15 protein-coding genes are annotated in these 17,437 nt (G+C 63.7%); 10 read left to right on the top strand and 5 right to left on the bottom strand.

Annotation, left to right across the window (positions count from 1 at the left end; genetic code table 11):
* Positions 1–136: 136 nt before the first annotated feature.
* The gene (gene parE, locus BA011_RS07920; protein WP_065280033.1) at positions 137–2,236 is read right to left on the bottom strand and encodes a DNA topoisomerase IV subunit B; all 2,100 of its coding nucleotides are present in this window, start codon (positions 2,234–2,236) and stop codon (positions 137–139) included.
* Between the two features lie 219 nt (positions 2,237–2,455).
* On the opposite strand from parE, the gene BA011_RS07915 reads away from it, so the two are divergent.
* The 4 genes from BA011_RS07915 to BA011_RS07900 all read left to right on the top strand — a co-directional run bounded on the left by BA011_RS07915 (position 2,456) and on the right by BA011_RS07900 (position 6,738).
* On the top strand, positions 2,456–3,355 hold the full coding sequence (locus tag BA011_RS07915) for a phospholipase (protein ID WP_065280032.1): 900 nt from the start codon (positions 2,456–2,458) through the stop codon (positions 3,353–3,355).
* Positions 3,356–3,542: 187 nt separating this feature from the next.
* Complete coding sequence (tpiA, locus tag BA011_RS07910) at positions 3,543–4,313, top strand: triose-phosphate isomerase (RefSeq protein ID WP_065280031.1); 771 nt, start codon at positions 3,543–3,545, stop codon at positions 4,311–4,313.
* Positions 4,314–4,444: 131 nt separating this feature from the next.
* A complete protein-coding gene (gene secG / locus BA011_RS07905) occupies positions 4,445–4,966 on the top strand; it encodes a preprotein translocase subunit SecG (protein ID WP_065280030.1) in 522 nt (173 codons plus the stop codon).
* 143 nt (positions 4,967–5,109) lie between these two features.
* Positions 5,110–6,738, top strand: a complete 1,629-nt coding sequence (locus BA011_RS07900) for a CTP synthase (RefSeq protein WP_020050039.1) — start codon at positions 5,110–5,112, stop codon at positions 6,736–6,738.
* Between the two features lie 58 nt (positions 6,739–6,796).
* On the opposite strand, the gene BA011_RS07895 is transcribed toward BA011_RS07900, so the two are convergent.
* Positions 6,797–7,885 carry a citrate synthase/methylcitrate synthase gene (locus tag BA011_RS07895; RefSeq protein WP_065280029.1) on the bottom strand — a complete coding sequence of 363 codons (1,089 nt, stop codon included), beginning with the start codon at positions 7,883–7,885 and terminating at the stop codon, positions 6,797–6,799.
* Between the two features lie 83 nt (positions 7,886–7,968).
* Here BA011_RS07895 and BA011_RS07890 point away from each other — a divergent pair, with 83 nt between their 5' ends.
* The 6 genes from BA011_RS07890 to BA011_RS07865 all read left to right on the top strand — a co-directional run bounded on the left by BA011_RS07890 (position 7,969) and on the right by BA011_RS07865 (position 14,901).
* The gene (locus BA011_RS07890; RefSeq protein WP_065280028.1) at positions 7,969–9,114 is read left to right on the top strand and encodes a citrate synthase; all 1,146 of its coding nucleotides are present in this window, start codon (positions 7,969–7,971) and stop codon (positions 9,112–9,114) included.
* 152 nt (positions 9,115–9,266) lie between these two features.
* Positions 9,267–9,785 carry a FecR domain-containing protein gene (locus tag BA011_RS07885; protein WP_065280027.1) on the top strand — a complete coding sequence of 173 codons (519 nt, stop codon included), beginning with the start codon at positions 9,267–9,269 and terminating at the stop codon, positions 9,783–9,785.
* A 5-nt stretch (positions 9,786–9,790) separates the two neighbouring features.
* Positions 9,791–11,647, top strand: coding sequence for a CHASE2 domain-containing protein (locus BA011_RS07880; RefSeq protein ID WP_065280026.1), 1,857 nt, complete (start codon positions 9,791–9,793; stop codon positions 11,645–11,647).
* 99 nt (positions 11,648–11,746) lie between these two features.
* Positions 11,747–13,702: a DEAD/DEAH box helicase gene (locus BA011_RS07875; protein ID WP_065280025.1), complete on the top strand. Its 1,956-nt coding sequence runs from the start codon at positions 11,747–11,749 to the stop codon at positions 13,700–13,702.
* Between the two features lie 65 nt (positions 13,703–13,767).
* The gene (locus BA011_RS07870; protein WP_065280024.1) at positions 13,768–14,202 is read left to right on the top strand and encodes a GNAT family N-acetyltransferase; all 435 of its coding nucleotides are present in this window, start codon (positions 13,768–13,770) and stop codon (positions 14,200–14,202) included.
* Positions 14,203–14,217: 15 nt separating this feature from the next.
* On the top strand, positions 14,218–14,901 hold the full coding sequence (locus BA011_RS07865; protein ID WP_065280023.1) for a class I SAM-dependent methyltransferase: 684 nt from the start codon (positions 14,218–14,220) through the stop codon (positions 14,899–14,901).
* Positions 14,902–15,078: 177 nt separating this feature from the next.
* Here the strand turns inward: BA011_RS07865 and BA011_RS07860 are convergent, their stop codons facing one another.
* The 3 genes from BA011_RS07860 to moaC all read right to left on the bottom strand — a co-directional run bounded on the left by BA011_RS07860 (position 15,079) and on the right by moaC (position 17,436).
* The gene (locus BA011_RS07860) at positions 15,079–15,609 is read right to left on the bottom strand and encodes a hypothetical protein (RefSeq protein WP_237352602.1); all 531 of its coding nucleotides are present in this window, start codon (positions 15,607–15,609) and stop codon (positions 15,079–15,081) included.
* A 109-nt stretch (positions 15,610–15,718) separates the two neighbouring features.
* Positions 15,719–16,942 (bottom strand): gephyrin-like molybdotransferase Glp, encoded by a 1,224-nt coding sequence (glp, locus tag BA011_RS07855; protein ID WP_065280022.1) that lies wholly within the window; start codon positions 16,940–16,942, stop codon positions 15,719–15,721.
* Positions 16,939–17,436 (bottom strand): cyclic pyranopterin monophosphate synthase MoaC, encoded by a 498-nt coding sequence (gene moaC / locus BA011_RS07850; protein WP_065280021.1) that lies wholly within the window; start codon positions 17,434–17,436, stop codon positions 16,939–16,941. The genes glp and moaC overlap by 4 nt, the downstream gene beginning before the upstream one ends.
* Position 17,437: the final 1 nt, after the last annotated feature.

Raw genomic sequence — 17,437 nt, 5'->3', positions numbered from 1 at the left:
CACGCCGACAGCTTCATGCGCCGGTTGTTTGACGGAGTTGTTACGGTTCTTCGTCAGTTCCGTGAAATCGTGAATGCTAAAATGCATCGCGCCGAACTCATGTCCTCAGACCGTTCGGCGCGTTCGATGGTATACGCTATATATCGAGATTTTCCGCGAAGGCCGCGCGGTCCTGGATGAAGCGGAAGCGGGCTTCCGGCTTGGTGCCCATCAGATCGTCGACGGCGGCGCGCGTGCCTTCGAAATCCACCTCGTCGATCAGCACCTTGAGCAGGGTGCGCTTGGACGGATCCATCGTGGTTTCCTTGAGCTGGGCGGGCATCATTTCGCCGAGACCTTTGAAGCGGCTGATCTCGACCTTGGCCTTGCCCTTGAACTCCGTCTGCATCAGCTCGGCGCGATGATTGTCGTCGCGGGCATAGGCGGATTTCGAGCCTTGAGTGATCTTGTAGAGCGGCGGCACGGCGAGGAAGAGGTGGCCGCCGCGCACCAGCTCCGGCATCTCCTGATAGAAGAAGGTGATGAGCAGCGAGGCGATGTGGGCACCGTCGACGTCGGCATCGGTCATGACGATGATGCGCTCGTAGCGCAGGTCTTCGTCGCGGTATTTCGAGCGTGTGCCGCAGCCGAGCGCCTGGACGAGATCGGCGAGCTGCTGGTTGGCGCCGAGTTTTTCGCGGCCGGCGCTGGCAACGTTGAGGATCTTGCCGCGTAGCGGCAGAATTGCCTGATTGGCGCGGTTGCGCGCCTGCTTGGCCGAACCGCCTGCCGAATCACCCTCGACGATGAAGAGTTCGGCACCCTCGGCAGTGTTCTGCGAGCAGTCGGCGAGCTTGCCGGGCAGGCGCAATTTGCGCACCGCGCTCTTGCGGTTGACTTCCTTTTCCTTGCGGCGGCGCAGGCGCTCCTCGGCGCGCTCGATCACCCAGTCGAGCAGCTTGGCCGACTCGTTCGGATTGTCGGCAAGGTAATGGTCGAAGGGGTCTCGCAGCGCGTTCTCGACGATGCGCTGGGCCTCGACTGTCGCAAGCTTGTCCTTGGTCTGGCCGACGAATTCCGGCTCGCGGATGAAGACCGACAGCATGCCGACGGCCGAAATCATCACGTCGTCGGTGGTGATCTGCGCGGCACGCTTGTTCTGCGTCAGCTCGGCATAGGCCTTCAGGCCCTTGGTCAACGCGATGCGCAGCCCCGCCTCATGCGTGCCGCCTTCGGGTGTCGGGATGGTGTTGCAATAGGAATGCACCTGCGGATCGCCGCCATACCAGGTGATCGCCCATTCCATCGAGCCGTGGCCGCTGGTCTTCTCGGTCTTGCCGGCAAAGATCTCGCGGGTGACGGTGAACTCCTTGCCCATCGTCGCCTGGAGATAGTCCTTCAGGCCGCCGGGGAAGTGGAAGACGGCCTTGTCAGGGACCTCGGAACCTTCTGGCAGCACGCCCGCCTCGCAGCTCCAGCGGATCTCGACGCCGCCGAAGAGATAGGCTTTCGAGCGCGCCATGCGGAAGACGCGGGCGGCATCGAACTTCATGTGATCCCCAAAGATCTGGGGGTCGGGATGGAAGCGCACGCGGGTGCCGCGGCGGTTGTGAACGTCGCCCAACTCTTCGAGACCGCCCTGCGGCAGGCCGCGGGAGAAGCGCTGGCGGTAGAGCTTGCGGTTTCGCGCAACTTCAACCTCGAGGTCGTCGGAAAGCGCGTTGACGACCGAGACGCCGACGCCGTGCAGGCCGCCCGACGTCTCATAGGCCTTGCCGTCGAATTTGCCGCCGGCATGCAGCTTGGTCATGATGACTTCGAGCGTCGACTTGCCCGGCACCTGCGGATGGTTCTCGACCGGGATGCCGCGGCCATTGTCGGAGACGGTGAGATAACCCTCGAGGTCGAGATAGACCTCGATGAAATTGGCGTGTCCGGCGACCGCCTCGTCCATCGCGTTGTCGATGACTTCGGCAAACAGGTGGTGCAGCGCCTTTTCATCGGTGCCGCCGATATACATGCCGGGGCGCATGCGCACCGGCTCGAGGCCTTCGAGGACGCGGATCGACGAGGCGCCGTAATCATCCGAGTTCGAGGCGGCGGGCGCCGGGCGTGCGGAGGCGCCGCCAGCGGGGGATGCTGCTGCGGCAGGCGCAGCCGGAGCCGGCGGCCGTTCGGCGGGCACCGCAGGCTTCTGCGCCTCCTCGCGTTTTTCAGAGAGGGGCATTCCGGAAAAGAGGTCGTTGCTATCGTCCATGGAGCCGTTCAGATCTTCATCCTGTCTTAGGTCTGGCTTGGGCGGGCATCCGCCGCCGACCCAAAATCACCGCATTTCATGCCACGTTTGCGAATCAGGCAGATTTTGCCAGAAAGCACCTCTATACGCGACACCGCCGGTTTGGGTGGGCTTTTCCCAAATGATTTGCGTTGCCGGGCGCAGAATGGCAAGCGGCGGCAGGCTTCAGGAACCATCCGAATGCGAATGTCCACAAGTCATTGCACCATCATCACCGCAATTGCGGCGTTTTTCTTGTGCGCGGCCGTCCTCTCCGCTGTTGGTCCGGCAGAGGCGGCCGACGCTTTGCCGCCTTTCAAGGACGACCTGTTTTCGAAGCAGACCGTGCTGCAGACAGGTGATGACGGCGCCTTCGAGGTCATCGACTATGACGAGATGCGCGATATCAACGGCCGCGACCAGATCCCGCAAAAGCGGGTGAAGCAGAAATATGTGGCGCTCGGCATCCGCAAGGCGCAAGCGGACGAGACGCTGTCTCTCGACGGCATCAAGCTTGATGTCACCAGGGTGGGACCCGCTCAGAGTGCCGCTTTCACGGTGATTTTCATCCATGGGCGCGACGGCGACCGCCGGCTCGGTGCCAACGACTATAGCTTCGGTGGCAATTTCAATCGGCTGAAGAACCTCGTCGCCGGCAATGGCGGCGTTTATTATTCGCCGACGGTCAAGAGCTTCGACAGCAGCGGCGTTGCGGCGATCGCCGGCCTGATCCGCTATGCCAGCGCGCAATCGCCCGGCCGGCCGATCATCCTTTCCTGCGCCTCGATGGGCAGCCAAGTTTGCTGGGGCGTTGCGCGCGACAGCGACAGCGTCAAGCGGCTGAAGGGCATGCTTGTTATGAGCGGGGTGACCGATCCCGATTTTACCAGGAGCGCCTTCTACAAGGCGAAGCTGCCGCTGTGGTTCGCCCATGGCAGCCGTGACCCGGTCTATGCCGCCGCCAACCAGCAGGCGCTGTTCGAAAGTCTGCACAAGGCAAAGTATCCGGCGCGTTTCACGCTGTTTCAGACCGGCAATCACGGGACGCCGATCCGGATGATCGACTGGCGTAGGGTGTTGAACTGGATTCTGGCTGGCTAAAGCATGTCGCGCAAAAGTGTGCAGCGGTTTTTGTGATAACGACATGCATAAAAATAACGAAAGGGCGGTTTTCGGCAGAAATATGCGCGGGATCGCAGAGATTCCCCTTACGTCAAGGGCATGATGCTTTTCTTTGCTGCAAGCTTTTGATATTGCCCAAGGCATAAGCAGATCGTGGAAGGCCAGCATGACACCTGATGTGCGCCCGCTTGTGGCGGGAAACTGGAAAATGAATGGCATGCGTGCCTCCCTGGATCAGATCAAGGCGATCGCCGAGGGTGTTCGCCCGCCGCTGGCCGACAAGGTCGAAGCGCTGATCTGCCCGCCGGCGACGCTGCTCTATGTGGCGACGGCGCTGTGCACCGACAGCCCGCTGGCGATCGGCGCTCAGGACTGCCATCAGAACCCATCCGGTGCGCATACCGGCGACATCTCGGCCGAGATGATTGCCGATTGTTTCGGCACCTATGTCATCGTCGGCCATTCCGAGCGGCGCACCGACCATGCCGAAACCGATCATCTGGTGCGCGCCAAGGCGGAGGCCGCCTTCGCCGCAGGGCTGACGGCGATCATCTGTATCGGCGAGACCGCGGATGAGCGCCGGACAGGCCAGGCGCTCGACGTCATCAAGCGCCAGCTTTCCGCCTCGGTTCCGGACGGCGCCACCGCTGAGAGCACAGTCATCGCCTACGAGCCGATCTGGGCGATCGGCACCGGCGTGACGCCGACATCAGGTGATGTCGAAAAGGCGCATGCCTTCATGCGGGCAGAGCTTGCGGCTCGCTTCGGCGACGAAGGCCGCAAGATGCGTCTTCTCTATGGCGGCTCGGTCAAGCCGGCCAATGCCCATGAGTTGATGGGCATTGCCAATGTCGACGGCGCGCTGATCGGCGGAGCAAGCTTGAAAGCGGCCGACTTCCTCGCCATCTACCGGGCCTATGAGGCGCTGCTCGCCTGAGGCATTTTTTACTCCTGGGTTTATTCCCGAGTTTATTCCGGGCTGAAGGGCTTGGAATAGATGAAAGCCTCATGTAAAGAGCCGCCAGAATTCTTACTTATGTCCGTCTCCAGGCGGGCAGGACTGGACCCATGCAGACCGTATTGATTGTCATCCATCTCATGATCGTGCTCGCCCTTGTCGGCGTCGTGCTCATCCAGCGCTCGGAAGGCGGCGGCCTCGGCATCGGCGGCGGTTCCGGCTTCATGTCGGCCCGCGGCACGGCCAATGCGCTGACGCGCACGACCGCGATCCTTGCGACCCTGTTTTTCCTGACCTCGCTCGGCCTCGGCATCCTGACGCGTTACGAGGGCCGACCGAGCGACATTCTCGACCGCATTCCGGCAACAGGCGGCCAGGGTAACGGTATTCTCGATTCGCTCGGCGGCGCGCAGGCTCCGGCAACCCCGCCGGCCGGCAACGGCGTTCCGAGCAGCGGCGCGGCAGCACCCGCACCGCAGGCTCCCGCCGCTCAGGCGCCTGCAACTGGTGCTCAGGCCCCGGCGGCCACCGCGCCTTCAACGACCGCTCCGGCAACGACTGCCCCGGCAACGCCCGCAGCTCCGGCCGCGCCGGCACCGGCTCAGCCCTCCGGCGTCCCGACGGGACAGTAAGCCGGTCTTCGACATAAACCGCCGGCAGGCCCTCGGGTCTGCCGGTTTTCTTTTGTTCAGATTCCTGCGCCACGCATCGAAAGTTCTGGAAAAGAATTTTTGGGCTGGTGGAATCGTTTTTGAAAAGGTATCCGGTGAATCCCATGGCGCGATACGTATTCATCACTGGCGGCGTGGTTTCCTCTCTCGGAAAAGGAATTGCGGCCGCGGCTCTCGGAGCGTTGCTGCAGGCCCGTGGATATCGGGTTCGGCTTCGCAAGCTCGACCCCTATCTGAACGTGGACCCGGGCACGATGAGCCCGACCCAGCACGGCGAGGTCTTCGTCACCGACGACGGCGCGGAAACCGATCTCGATCTCGGTCACTACGAACGCTTCACGGGGCGTTCGGCGACCAAGACCGACAACATCACCACCGGCCGCATCTACAAGAACATCATCGACAAGGAACGGCGCGGCGACTATCTCGGCGCGACGGTGCAGGTCATCCCTCACGTCACCAACGAGATCAAGGATTTCGTCATCGAGGGCAATGACGACTACGACTTCGTCATCTGCGAGATCGGCGGCACGGTCGGCGACATCGAAGCGATGCCGTTCATGGAGGCGATCCGCCAGCTCGGCAACGACCTGCCGCGCGGCACTGCCGTCTACGTCCACCTGACGCTGATGCCCTATATTCCGGCGGCCGGCGAGCTCAAGACCAAGCCGACGCAGCATTCGGTGAAGGAACTGCAGGCACTCGGCATTCATCCCGATATCCTGCTGGTGCGGGCCGATCGCGAAATTCCGGAAGCCGAACGCCGCAAGCTCTCGTTGTTCTGCAACGTTCGCCCGTCTGCCGTCATCCAGGCGCTCGACGTCGCCAACATCTACGATGTACCGATAGCCTACCACAAGGAAGGCCTCGACGACGAAGTGCTCGCGGCCTTCGGTATCGAGCCGGCGCCGAAGCCGCGGCTCGATCCGTGGGAAGAGGTGTGCAACCGCATCCGCACGCCGGAGGGCGCGGTGACGATCGCCATCGTCGGCAAATATACCGGCCTCAAGGATGCCTATAAGTCGCTGATCGAGGCGCTGCATCACGGCGGCATCGCCAATCGCGTCAAGGTCAATCTTGAATGGATCGAGTCCGAGGTCTTCGAAAAGGAAGATCCGGCGCCTTATCTCGAAAAGGTACACGGTATCCTCGTGCCCGGCGGCTTCGGTGAACGCGGTTCGGAAGGCAAGATCCACGCTGCCCGCTTTGCCCGCGAGCGCAAGGTGCCGTATTTCGGCATCTGCTTCGGCATGCAGATGGCGGTCATCGAGGCGGCGCGCAATCTCGCCGACGTGTCCGGTGCCTCCTCGACCGAATTCGGCCCGACGAAAGAGCCGGTGGTCGGCCTGATGACCGAATGGGTCAAGGGCAACGAGCTGCAGAAGCGCACGGCAGCCGGGGATCTCGGCGGCACGATGCGCCTCGGCGCCTACAAGGCGGCGTTGAAGAAGGGCACGAAGATCTCGGATATCTACGGTTCCACCGATATTTCCGAGCGTCACCGCCACCGCTACGAGGTCAATATCGACTACAAGGACCGGCTCGAGAACTGCGGCCTCGTCTTCTCCGGCATGTCGCCGGACGGCGTGCTGCCGGAGACGATCGAATATCCCGATCATCCCTGGTTCATCGGCGTGCAGTACCACCCGGAACTGAAGAGCCGGCCGCTCGACCCGCATCCGCTGTTTGCCAGCTTCATCGAAGCGGCGACGGAACAGAGCCGTCTCGTCTGACGAGTTCGGCTCCAGATCGCGCGGTTATGCGCGATCTGGATAAATCCCCCTTCCACTTTCACGCAGCCGCCGGGAGGGGCCCGATATAGACCGAGCGCGGCCGGATCAGCCGGCCGTCGAGCGTCTGTTCGCGCGCATGCGCCAGCCATCCGACGGTGCGGCCGATCGCGAAGACGCCGGTGAAGGCCTCACGCGGAAAGGCGAGCGCTTCGAGCAGCAGCGCGGTATAAAACTCGACATTGACGTCAAGCGGCCGGTTCGGCTTGCGCGCCTTCAGGATCGCCAATGCAGCGACCTCCACGGCTTCCGCCAAAGCACCACGGGCGCCGTTCACCTGGCCGGTTGATATCAGCGGCTTCAGCGCCCCCTTCAGCGCATCGGCGCGCGGATCGCGGACGCGATAGATACGGTGGCCGAAACCCATCAGCCTTTCCCCGCGGTCGAGTGCTTCCTCGAGCCACGGGTGAGCATTCTCCGCCGTGCCGATCGCATCCAGCATGTCGAGCACGGGACCGGGCGCGCCGCCATGCAGCGGCCCTTTCAGCGCGCTCAGTGCGGCGAGCACCGAAGAGGTGAGGCCGGCCTGCGTCGAGGCGATAACGCGCGATGCGAAGGTCGAGGCATTGAGGCCATGGTCTGATATCGTCACGAGATAGGTGTCGAGTGCCGCTGTCTGCTCCCTGGTCGGCAATTTTCCGGTCAGCATGCGCAGGATATCGGCCGCCTGCGGCAGCGAGGCGTCCGGCGCGATCGGTCTTTTGCCGCGTTGCTTGCGAAGGATCGCCGGCAGGAAAACTGCGGGCGCCGCCAGAAGGCTGAGAGCGGTATCGAAATCCTCGCCGTCGGGCAGGCGGGCGATCAACGCCCGCATCGCATCAATAGGAGGCAAAGCGAGCAGGGCGGCATCGGCGGCCTTGATATGGCCGAAAATCCTCGTTCGCTCCTGCGCCAACCAGTCGCGCAATTCCGCTTCGTCGAAGCTTTTTTCCATCAGCCCATCGAGCAATAGGGCGGCGACGCCTTCATAGGTGCCGTCTGCAACCAGGTGATCCAGCGACACGCCGCGGATGATCAGTCGCCCCGCTTCGCCATCGACATCCGAAAGCAGCGTTTCGGCAGCAATGACATCTTCCAAGCCGTTTTTCATGTTGTTTCTCCTTTACGGTCCGGATGATCCGACCTAGTTTCATTGACGTCAATCTTGACGCAATTGATCAACATGAGGTTCCGATGTCTTGGCTGACCGCCGAGGAGGCGCTGCAGGCGCTGAAGACCAAGCCGCAGACGCTTTATGCAAATGTCAGTCGCGGGCGCATCCGCGCCAGGCCCGATCCCGCCGACCCGCGCCGCAGCCTCTACCAGGCTGCCGACGTACAGCGGCTTGCCGAACGCCATGCCGGCCGCCGCAAGACCGAAACGGTCGCCGCCGAGGCGATCCGCTGGGGCGATCCAGTTCTGTCCTCGGCAATCTCGACCATCATCGGCGGACGGCTTTTCTATCGCGGAAAGGATGCGGCCGGTTTCGCAGAAGTCGCGACGCTCGAGCAGACGGCGGCACTGCTCTGGAACGGCGCGGAGCCACTCTCCTCCGGCAGCGGGACCGGACATGCCTCTCCGTCGCTTCAGGCGGCATTCCTGGCGCTGGCAGGGCGGGTGACATCGGATCTGCCGTCGCTCGGCCGCTCTCAGGCAGCACTTCGGCGTGAAGCAAGCGGGGTTCTCGACACGGTCGCCGATGCTCTGGCGCCTGGGCCTTCCGACCGGCCGCTGCATCTCAGGCTTGCGGCAAGCTGGCAGCGGCCGCATGCTGCCGATTGCCTGCGCCGCGCGCTGGTACTGCTTGCCGATCACGAACTCAACGCCTCAGCCTTTGCGGCGCGGGTCACGGCGTCGGCGGGTGCAGCCCTTTCGGCCACCGTGCTGTCCGGTCTGGCGACGCTGACAGGGCCGCTGCACGGCGCTGCCTGGCAGGGCGTCGGCGCCTTGATGGAGACCGCTTCCACCCTTGGGGCGGAGCAGGCGATCCGCCTTACGCTTGCCCAGGGCAATCGCCTGTCGGCCTTCGGCCATCCGCTCTATCCCGATGGCGATGTCAGGGCCTTGGCGCTGCTGTCGCACTTCCCCCTGCCGCCGCAATTTGCCGAGGTCCGGGAAGTGGGCGAGGAGATGGTCGGCGAGAAGGTCAACGTCGATTTTGCGCTTGCCGCAATGGCCGCCGCCTTCAGTCTCCCAAGGGAGGCGCCGATCATCATTTTCTCGCTTGCCCGTTCAGTCGGTTGGCTTGCCCATGCAATGGAACAGATCGACAGCGGCGAATTGATTCGGCCGCGGGCGCGTTATACCGGACCGGTGCCTGAAACGGATAATAGAGCGTAAGAATTCCGCCGGCGATTGCGACGATTTGCTTTTTTGGTCTAGGGAAATATTTGAATTCGGCTATCATGCTTCACATTAGAAGACGGTTGGGAAGAAGACGGTTGGCGGGCGCTTTCGAAAAGAGCTGTTCCGCACGGTCAAGGGGACTTTCCATGAATACGACGTTTCGCAGCCTTTTTGCCGCCGCACTCGCTGCCGGCCTCATTCCGCATGGGGCGGCCTTTGCGCAGTCTGCGGGCTGCACGGTATCGCGTGATGCCGGCGCCCGCCAGGTACTCAGTTGTCCGGGCGGCGTGACGGTGACGGCAGAGGCCGGCGCGGCCTACAGCCTCGTCGACCGCAACCGTGACGGCAGCCCCGATTCGGCATCGCTGCGCCGCAAGGCCATTCTCGTCGATGTCGATAACACCCAGCACGCCGGTGGTTTCCAGGTCGTGACGCCGCAGGCGATCGCGGCTGTGCGCGGCACCCAATGGGCTGTCGATGTCGCAGGCGGCCAGACCTCGGTGCTGGTCGTCAGAGGCAGCGTCGCAGTCCGCCGCTCGGCCGGCGAGCCGGTGGTGCTGTCGCCGGGCGAGGGCGTCGACGTTACCGCCGGAACCGAACCCTTCGTCGTGCGTCGCTGGCCGGCGCCGCGCGCCGCTGCCCTTCTTGCCCGTCTCGGCCAATAAATCCCATGAACCATCGCCTGCTGACAGTGATCGCGCTGCTGCTCGCCGGTGTTTGGGGAGCTGCGCTCGGCTATGTCAATCTCCATGCCGGAAGCGGCCTTCTCGACCGGATGGAGGCCTCGCTTGCCGATATCCGCAGCGCCATCGTCGGGGCGAAGACACCGCCTCCCGTCGTCTCGATCGTCGCGATCGACGACCGCACCGCTAGGGCACACGGCTATCCGCTCGATCGGGCGACACTTGCGCGCCTCGCCAATGCGATCACCGCGTTGAAGCCGAAGGCCCTGGCGATCGACATTCTGCTGGTCGATCCGGGGCCGGAGGCGGGTGATGCCGCGCTGACATCAGCCCTTCGCCAGGGGCCAAGCGTGATTGCGGCCGCGGCCACTTTTGCGCAAAGCAGTCAGCGGGTCACCGATGCGGCCGAGGATCCGCTTGCCGCCATCCCGGAGGCAAACCAGCTGCTGTTGCCGCTTCCCCGCTTTGCCGAGGTCGCCGCGGTCGGCATCGTCAATGTCGCAACCGACCAGACCGGCACGCCACGCTTCATCCCGTTGATCTCGCGTGCCGCAGACCGGCTAGATCCGGCTTTTCCGCTGCGTGCCGCGTCGGTGGCGCTCGGCGTCGATCCCACCATCGAACGCGACGCCATCATGCTCGGAAAGCTGCGTATTCCCACAGATATCGGCCAGCGTCTGCCGGTGACCTTCTATGGCGGGCACGGCAGCATCGCAACCTTCAGCGCCGCCGATGCGCTGGATGGCAAGCTTTCGGCGGATGCGGTGGCAGGCCGCATCGTCGTCATCGGTTCGACTGTCACCGGCGGCGGCGACGTCTTCCCGACACCGTTCGATCCCGTCATGCCCGGCGTCGAGGTGATGTCGACGGCGATCACCCATCTTGTTACCGGTGACGGCATGGTGCGCGACCGCAGGATGCGGCTGATCGATGCCGCCACCGCCGTCGGACTGCCGATCGTGCTCGTGTCGCTGGTCGCCTGGCGCCGGAGTGCGGCAGGTTATGTCATCATCGTGCTGACGCTGATCGTCTGGGCGATGCTCAATCTGTCGGCCTATGCGCATGGCTACTGGCTGAGTGCGGCGCTGCCGATCGCCGCAGCGCTGCCGCCGGCGCTGGCGTTCGGCGCGGCCGAACTCTGGCTCGACCGTGGCCGCGCCCGCCATTTCGCCGAGCAGAGCGCGCTTCTGCAGCGCATCGAGGCGCCTGGGCTCGGTGAGTGGCTGGCGCGCGATCCGAACTTCCTCGCCGCGCCGGTGCGCCAGAACGCCGCCGTCATCTTCATCGATCTCTCGGGCTTCACGGGCCTCAGCGAAAATGTCGGGCCGGTGGCGGTGAGCGAGATGCTGAGCGGCTTCTTCGAACTGGTCGACGAGGAGGCGCGCGCCCATGGCGGCGCCATCACCAGCTTCATGGGCGACGGGGCGATGATCCTGTTTGGCCTGCCGCAGCCCGCCGATGACGACGCCGCCCGCGCTGCCGCCTGCGCCGTCAGTCTGTGCGAGCGCACCCGGGCCTGGCTTCAAGCGCATGCGGGCTTTGCCCAGAAGAAGATCGGCTTCAAGGTCGGCGCCCATTGCGGCCCGATCGTCGCCTCGCGATTGGGCAGCGGCGACCGGCAGCAGATCACCGCGGCGGGCGATACCATCAATGTCGGCAGCCGGCTGATGGAGGTGGCCGCCCGCCACGGCGTCGAGCTGGCGCTGAGCGCCGAAATCGTCCGCGCCGCCGGTCCCGATAGCGTGCTCACGCAGTCCGGTCGCATGGAGGGACCGTTGGAAACGGCGCTGCGCGGCCGAGCAAGTCGCATCGACGCCTGGCTGTGGCGTAGCCGCACGCTTTGACAATCGCCGCGGGAGCGGCTAGGAACGGCGCAAATACCCCGCCGGCTGGTTCCGGCCATGGCGCAGCAACGCGCCTGACAGCTCCGAAAGATCGAACTCATGACAGAATTTAACGGCGTCGTTCCGGCGATCGCCAAGGCGTTGCAGAAGCGCGGTTACGCCGAACTCACTCCGGTGCAGAAGGCGATGCTCGATCCGGCGCTCGCCGCTTCCGACGCGCTGGTCTCGGCCCAGACCGGCTCCGGCAAGACTGTCGCCTTCGGTCTGGCGCTGGCGCCGACGCTGCTTGATGGCAGGGAGCGCTTCGGCAATGCCGGCGCTCCGCTCGCCCTCGTCATCGCCCCGACGCGCGAGCTTGCCTTGCAGGTCAAGCGCGAGCTCGACTGGCTCTTTGAGATGACGGGCGCGGTGATCGTCAGTTGCGTCGGCGGCATGGACATCCGCAGCGAACGCCGCTCGCTCGAACGCGGAGCCCATATCGTCGTCGGCACGCCCGGCCGGCTTTGCGACCATATTCGCCGCAGGGCGCTCGACATGTCGGAACTGAAAGCCGCCGTGCTCGACGAGGCCGACGAGATGCTCGATCTCGGCTTCCGGGAGGATCTCGAATTCATCCTCGATGCGGCGCCGGACGAACGCCGGACGCTGATGTTTTCGGCAACGGTGCCGGCGGCGATTGCCAAGCTTGCCAAGAGCTACCAGCGCGATGCTGTGCGCATCAGCACTGCGGCCGAGGAAAAACAGCATATCGACATCGAATATCGCGCACTGATGGTCGCCCCGAGCGACCGCGAGAATGCGATCATCAACGTGCTGCGCTATTACGAGGCGACCAATGCCATCGTCTTCTGCTCGACGCGCGCTGCCGTCAATCATCTGACGGCACGCTTCAACAACCGCAATTTCGCCGTCGTGGCGCTGTCCGGCGAGCTGACGCAGAACGAGCGCACCCACGCGCTGCAGGCGATGCGCGACGGGCGCGCCCGTGTCTGCATCGCGACCGACGTTGCCGCCCGCGGCATCGACCTGCCGGGGCTCGATCTCGTCATCCATGCCGACCTGCCGACCAATCCGGACACGCTGCTGCACCGCAGCGGCCGCACCGGCCGGGCCGGACGCAAGGGCATCAGCGCCATGATCGTGCCGCTGAATGCACGGCGCAAGGCGGAACGCCTGCTCGAGAATGCCGGTATTTCGGCTGCCTGGGCGCGCCCGCCTTCGGCCGAGGAAGTAAGTGAGCGCGACGACGAGCGGCTGCTCGCCGATCCGATCTTCAACGAAACGCCGCAGGAGGAAGAGCAGGGGCTGGTACAGCAACTTCTCGCCAGCCACGGCGCCGAAAAGCTTGCCGCGGCTTTCTTACGTCTTTACCGCACCAATCACTCGGCGCCAGAGGATCTGCTCGAGGTCACCGTACAGGACGAGCGCAGCCGCAAGCGCCGCGACAATGCCGAGCCGTACGAGCCGGCGCAGAAGGGTCCGCGCGAAGATTTCGGCGCCAGCGTCTGGTTCTCCGTCTCGGTCGGACGCAAGCAGAATGCCGAGCCGCGCTGGCTAATCCCGATGCTCTGCCGCAACGGCAATGTGACAAAGCGCGAGATCGGCGCGATCAAGATGCAGCCCGAGGAAACTTTTGTGGAGATCGCCGCGGCGAGCGCCGAAAGCTTCCTGGCGGCGATCGGTCCGAACAAGGCGCTCGAACGCGGTATCCGCGTGACCAGGCTTTCCGGCACGCCGGACTTCAGCCGGGCGCCTGCGCCAAAACCCTATGCCGGCAAGCCATCCCGTGACGAGCGGCCGGATGATTCGTTCCGCGGCGAGCGGCCGAAGAACAAGTTCGGCAAGGGTCCGGGCGGCGGTTATGCTGCAGCCGACAATAGCGGCGGGGAAAGACGGGATAGCAAACCCTGGAGCAAGAAGCCGGGCAACCCCCCTTTCGATGGCCCGAAGTCCGACAAGCCGAAATTCGAAGGCCCCAGATCCGAGGCCCCCAAATATGAGGGTAAGGGCGGCGCCGCACCGAAGAACAAGTTTTCAAAGAAGAAGCCCGGCTGATTTTGCCGGCAGCCCTTCGCTGGTCTGGCGGAGGGCTTTGGGCCGTATCCCCGAGGGAGGCAAGGATGGTGATGGAAACGGCGATCCTCAGTGTCCCGGTTTTCAGTACGCTCTGCAATGAGGCCTTCCGGCTGCGACGCGCCGTTTTCGTGCATGAGCAGAAGGTTCCCGAAGCCGAGGAATTCGATGCCGACGATCTCAACGCCCATCATCTCGTCGCCGTCACGGCGGGCGAGGTCTCCGGCACGCTGCGGGTCATCTACGCCGAGGAACATGTGAAGATCGGCCGGGTTGCGGTTGCCGGCCAATGGCGCGGCCAGGGCATTGCAGCCGCAATGATCGGGCGAGCGATAGACCTGCATCGCGGCGCCTGCAACAACCGCTTCTATCTGACCGCGCAGGCGGACAAGCTGCCGCTCTACGAGCGTTTCGGCTTCGTCGCCTATGGCGCGGAATTTCTTGACGGTGGCATGCCGCATCTCGCTATGAAGAATTACTGAGCTTCGGTGACGACGATGAAACGCCCGGGCATGTCGCAACCCGATCCGGCCGCTTTAATCCGTGCCAACCTGCCGATATCACCCGTTCCCTCCGTCCCCGAGATCCGGCTTCATACGGCAGGACCTGCGAGCGGGCTCTGGCGGCTTGCCGGTCGTGGAGAGGCCGACCCGCCGCCTTACTGGGCCTATCCCTGGGCCGGCGGCGCGGTGCTAGCCCGCCATCTGCTCGATCGGCCGGAAACGGTCGCCGGTCGCCACGTCCTCGATCTCGGCGCCGGCTCCGGGCTCGTCGCCATCGCGGCGGCAAAGGCCGGAGCAGCCATGGTGACGGCGGTCGATATCGATGCCAATGCCATTGCCGCAATCGGGCTCAACGCAGCGATCAACGGTGTGAACATCGTGGCCTTGGCCGCCGATATCGTCGAGGATCAGCCACCAGCGACTGACCTTCTCGTGGTCGGCGACCTGTTCTACGATCCCTCGCTTGCCTTGCGGGTGATGGCCTTCCTGCGGCGTTGCCAGGCGAGCGGCGTCGAGGTGCTGATCGGCGATCCCGAGCGGGCCTACCTGCCGCAGGGTGAACTCAGGCGAATCGCCACCCATGCGGTTGCGGATTTCGGCGCAGGTAAGGGGGGCAAGGCGGTGCACGCGGGGGTCTTTCGCTTGCCGGCAATACTGAACGGCAAGATTAACACTTAGTCTTGCTGCCGCGTTACCTTCTATCCCAACCGAATGACTGCGTGCTCAATGCAGACGCAGTGTTTTCATTTTCCGTCATCGATGCAGATGCCGGCTAAACGACAAGATTCAGGATGGATGCCAAAGGTAGCCGCAAGGGATTCGTCAAAGCATCTATTGTCTGAGGAGTAATCCATTTCAATCAGCGCAAACCATCTCTTTGAGGTAGTAGTCTTTGGTCTGGTAGTAATACTTTCCAAAACATTGACGCGGCTGTGCTTGCTTCGGCAAAATTCCAGCCTTTATCAGATCCTGAAATTGATCTTGTTCCGCCAATATCTCCTTTTCGATGAAGTTAGTGACAATCGGCTGGAGTTCCGGGTAGTTTGCGACGCAATTGCTTATCTGGTCCTCATTACCTTTATGCGCGAAGACGATGTAGCCGATGTCGGCCGCTGGCTTGCGCACCCCAAGCTTGCTTCCATCCAGGATCGTATGGCCTTTCAGCACACTGAGCTTTTCAATCAGCAACCGATATCGCCTGAGATGCTCGGTCATATCATCCGAGCAAAGAATAAGTGTTTTTGGCGTCGCCGCGTCTTTCAGATCGGGCGCTAGCCACTCAGTCGCCCAGGGGGCGCCGGGATCGGAAGGTGTCTCCAGTGCGGGGCTTCCTTGTACCGCCGCAACGGCGGACGAACAGGCTGCGAGAAGGATGACGGCCGACAACGTGCACCTGGATAACATAAGCATCACCTATACACGTGGCTCCTGCGGCCGTGATCAGCCTGCAGGAGCGAAAAAGATTGCTCAGACGAGACAAATTGCAACTGCAATATCAGGCCAGAAGGTCCGGGCGCAACAGCATGACGGGGCAGGGCGCTCCGGCCGGCAGTTCCGGCGCGTGCGGCGGGCGGATGACGAGGCAGTCGGCTGCGGCGAACACCTTCATCATCGAGGAATCCTGCTTGCCGAAAGGTTCGGCGAGCCATTGGCCGGCGACGGATTTCGAAAGCTTCGCCCTGATATAGTCCTGCCGGTGGTCGTTGGCGCGCAGTGTGACCGCGGCCTCCACCGTTACCTCGCGCCGCACCGGCGGCAGGGAGGCGAGCTTGCGGATCAGCGGCTCGAGGAAGAGCAGAGAACAGACAAGGCTGGAAACCGGATTGCCGGGCAGGCCGAGCACATGCGTCTCGCCGAAGCTCCCCACCATCAGCGGTTTACCGGGGCGCATGGCGATGCGCCAGAAATCGAGCTGCATGCCGGCCTCGATCAGCGTGGCCTGCACCAGATCATGGTCGCCGACCGAAGCGCCGCCGAGCGTGACGATCACATCGACCTTGGCGTCCCGCGCCGTGTCGATCGCCGCGCTGATCTTGGCCTTATCGTCAGGCACGATACCGAGATCGAGCACATCGGCGCCGGCTTTACGGGCAAGAGCTGCAATACCAAACGTATTGGATGCGATGATTTGAGAAGGGCCGGGCGTGCTTCCGGGCGGCAGCAATTCGTCGCCGGTTGCGAGGATGGCGATCAGCGGGCGCCGCAGCACCTCGACATCTGGCCGGTTCATGCCGGCAGCGACCGTCAGCCGCGAAAAGTCGAGCACGGTGCCGGCCGACAGCACCGCTTCGCCTTCGGCGAAATCCTGGCCGCGGGGCCGCACATGCTGGCCCTGCCGCACAGGGAAATTGGTTCTGATGCCGCCCTCGATCTTCTCCGCATCCTCCTGCAGCAGGACGCTGTCGGCGCCTGGCGGAACAGGCGCGCCGGTGAAGATACGGACGGCCTCTCCCTGGCCGACGCTTCCCTCGAAACCGTGGCCGGCGGAAGACATGCCGATGACCTTCAGCACGGCGCCCGGTTCCGGCGCGTCTTCGCGGCGTAACGCATAGCCATCCATGGCGGAAGCATTGAAGGGCGGCTGGGTCAGGCCGGCTGTCAGATCGACGGCCAGAACGCGGCCCTCAGCCTCGGCAAGCGGCAGCGTCTCGGACGTAACAATGGGCTTTGCGCGAGAGAGCAAGCGGTTCAGGGCTTCGGCGACCGGGAGAAGGTTCATCTTGCCTCCGGATGACGGAAATCGCCGGATTTTCCGCCGGACTTTTCAAGAAGTCTGATGCCGCCGATCTCCATTGCCTTATCGGCCGCCTTGGCCATGTCGTAGATCGTCAGACACGCGACCGAGACGGCGGTCAGCGCCTCCATCTCCACACCGGTCTTGCCGGTCAGCTTGGCGGTCGCCGTTACGCGCAGGCCGGGCAGGGCGGCATCTTCCTCGATCTCGACCGTGACCTTCGTCAGCATCAGCGGATGGCAGAGCGGGATGAGATCGGCGGTGCGTTTTGCCGCCATGATGCCGGCAAGGCGCGCCGTGCCGATCACATCGCCCTTCTTGGCATCGCCTTGGCGGATGAGCGCGAGCGTTTCCGGCGCCATTTTCACATGGCCCTCGGCAATGGCGATGCGCACCGTCTCAACCTTGTCGGAGACATCGACCATATGCGCCTCGCCCGAGGCACCGATATGCGTGAGGCCTGGCTTTTGGCCGCTCATA

The sequence above is a fragment of the Rhizobium leguminosarum genome, assembly GCF_001679785.1.
GTDB classification, from domain to species: domain Bacteria; phylum Pseudomonadota; class Alphaproteobacteria; order Rhizobiales; family Rhizobiaceae; genus Rhizobium; species Rhizobium leguminosarum_R.
This window is presented reverse-complemented; position numbering and strand designations above follow the sequence as displayed.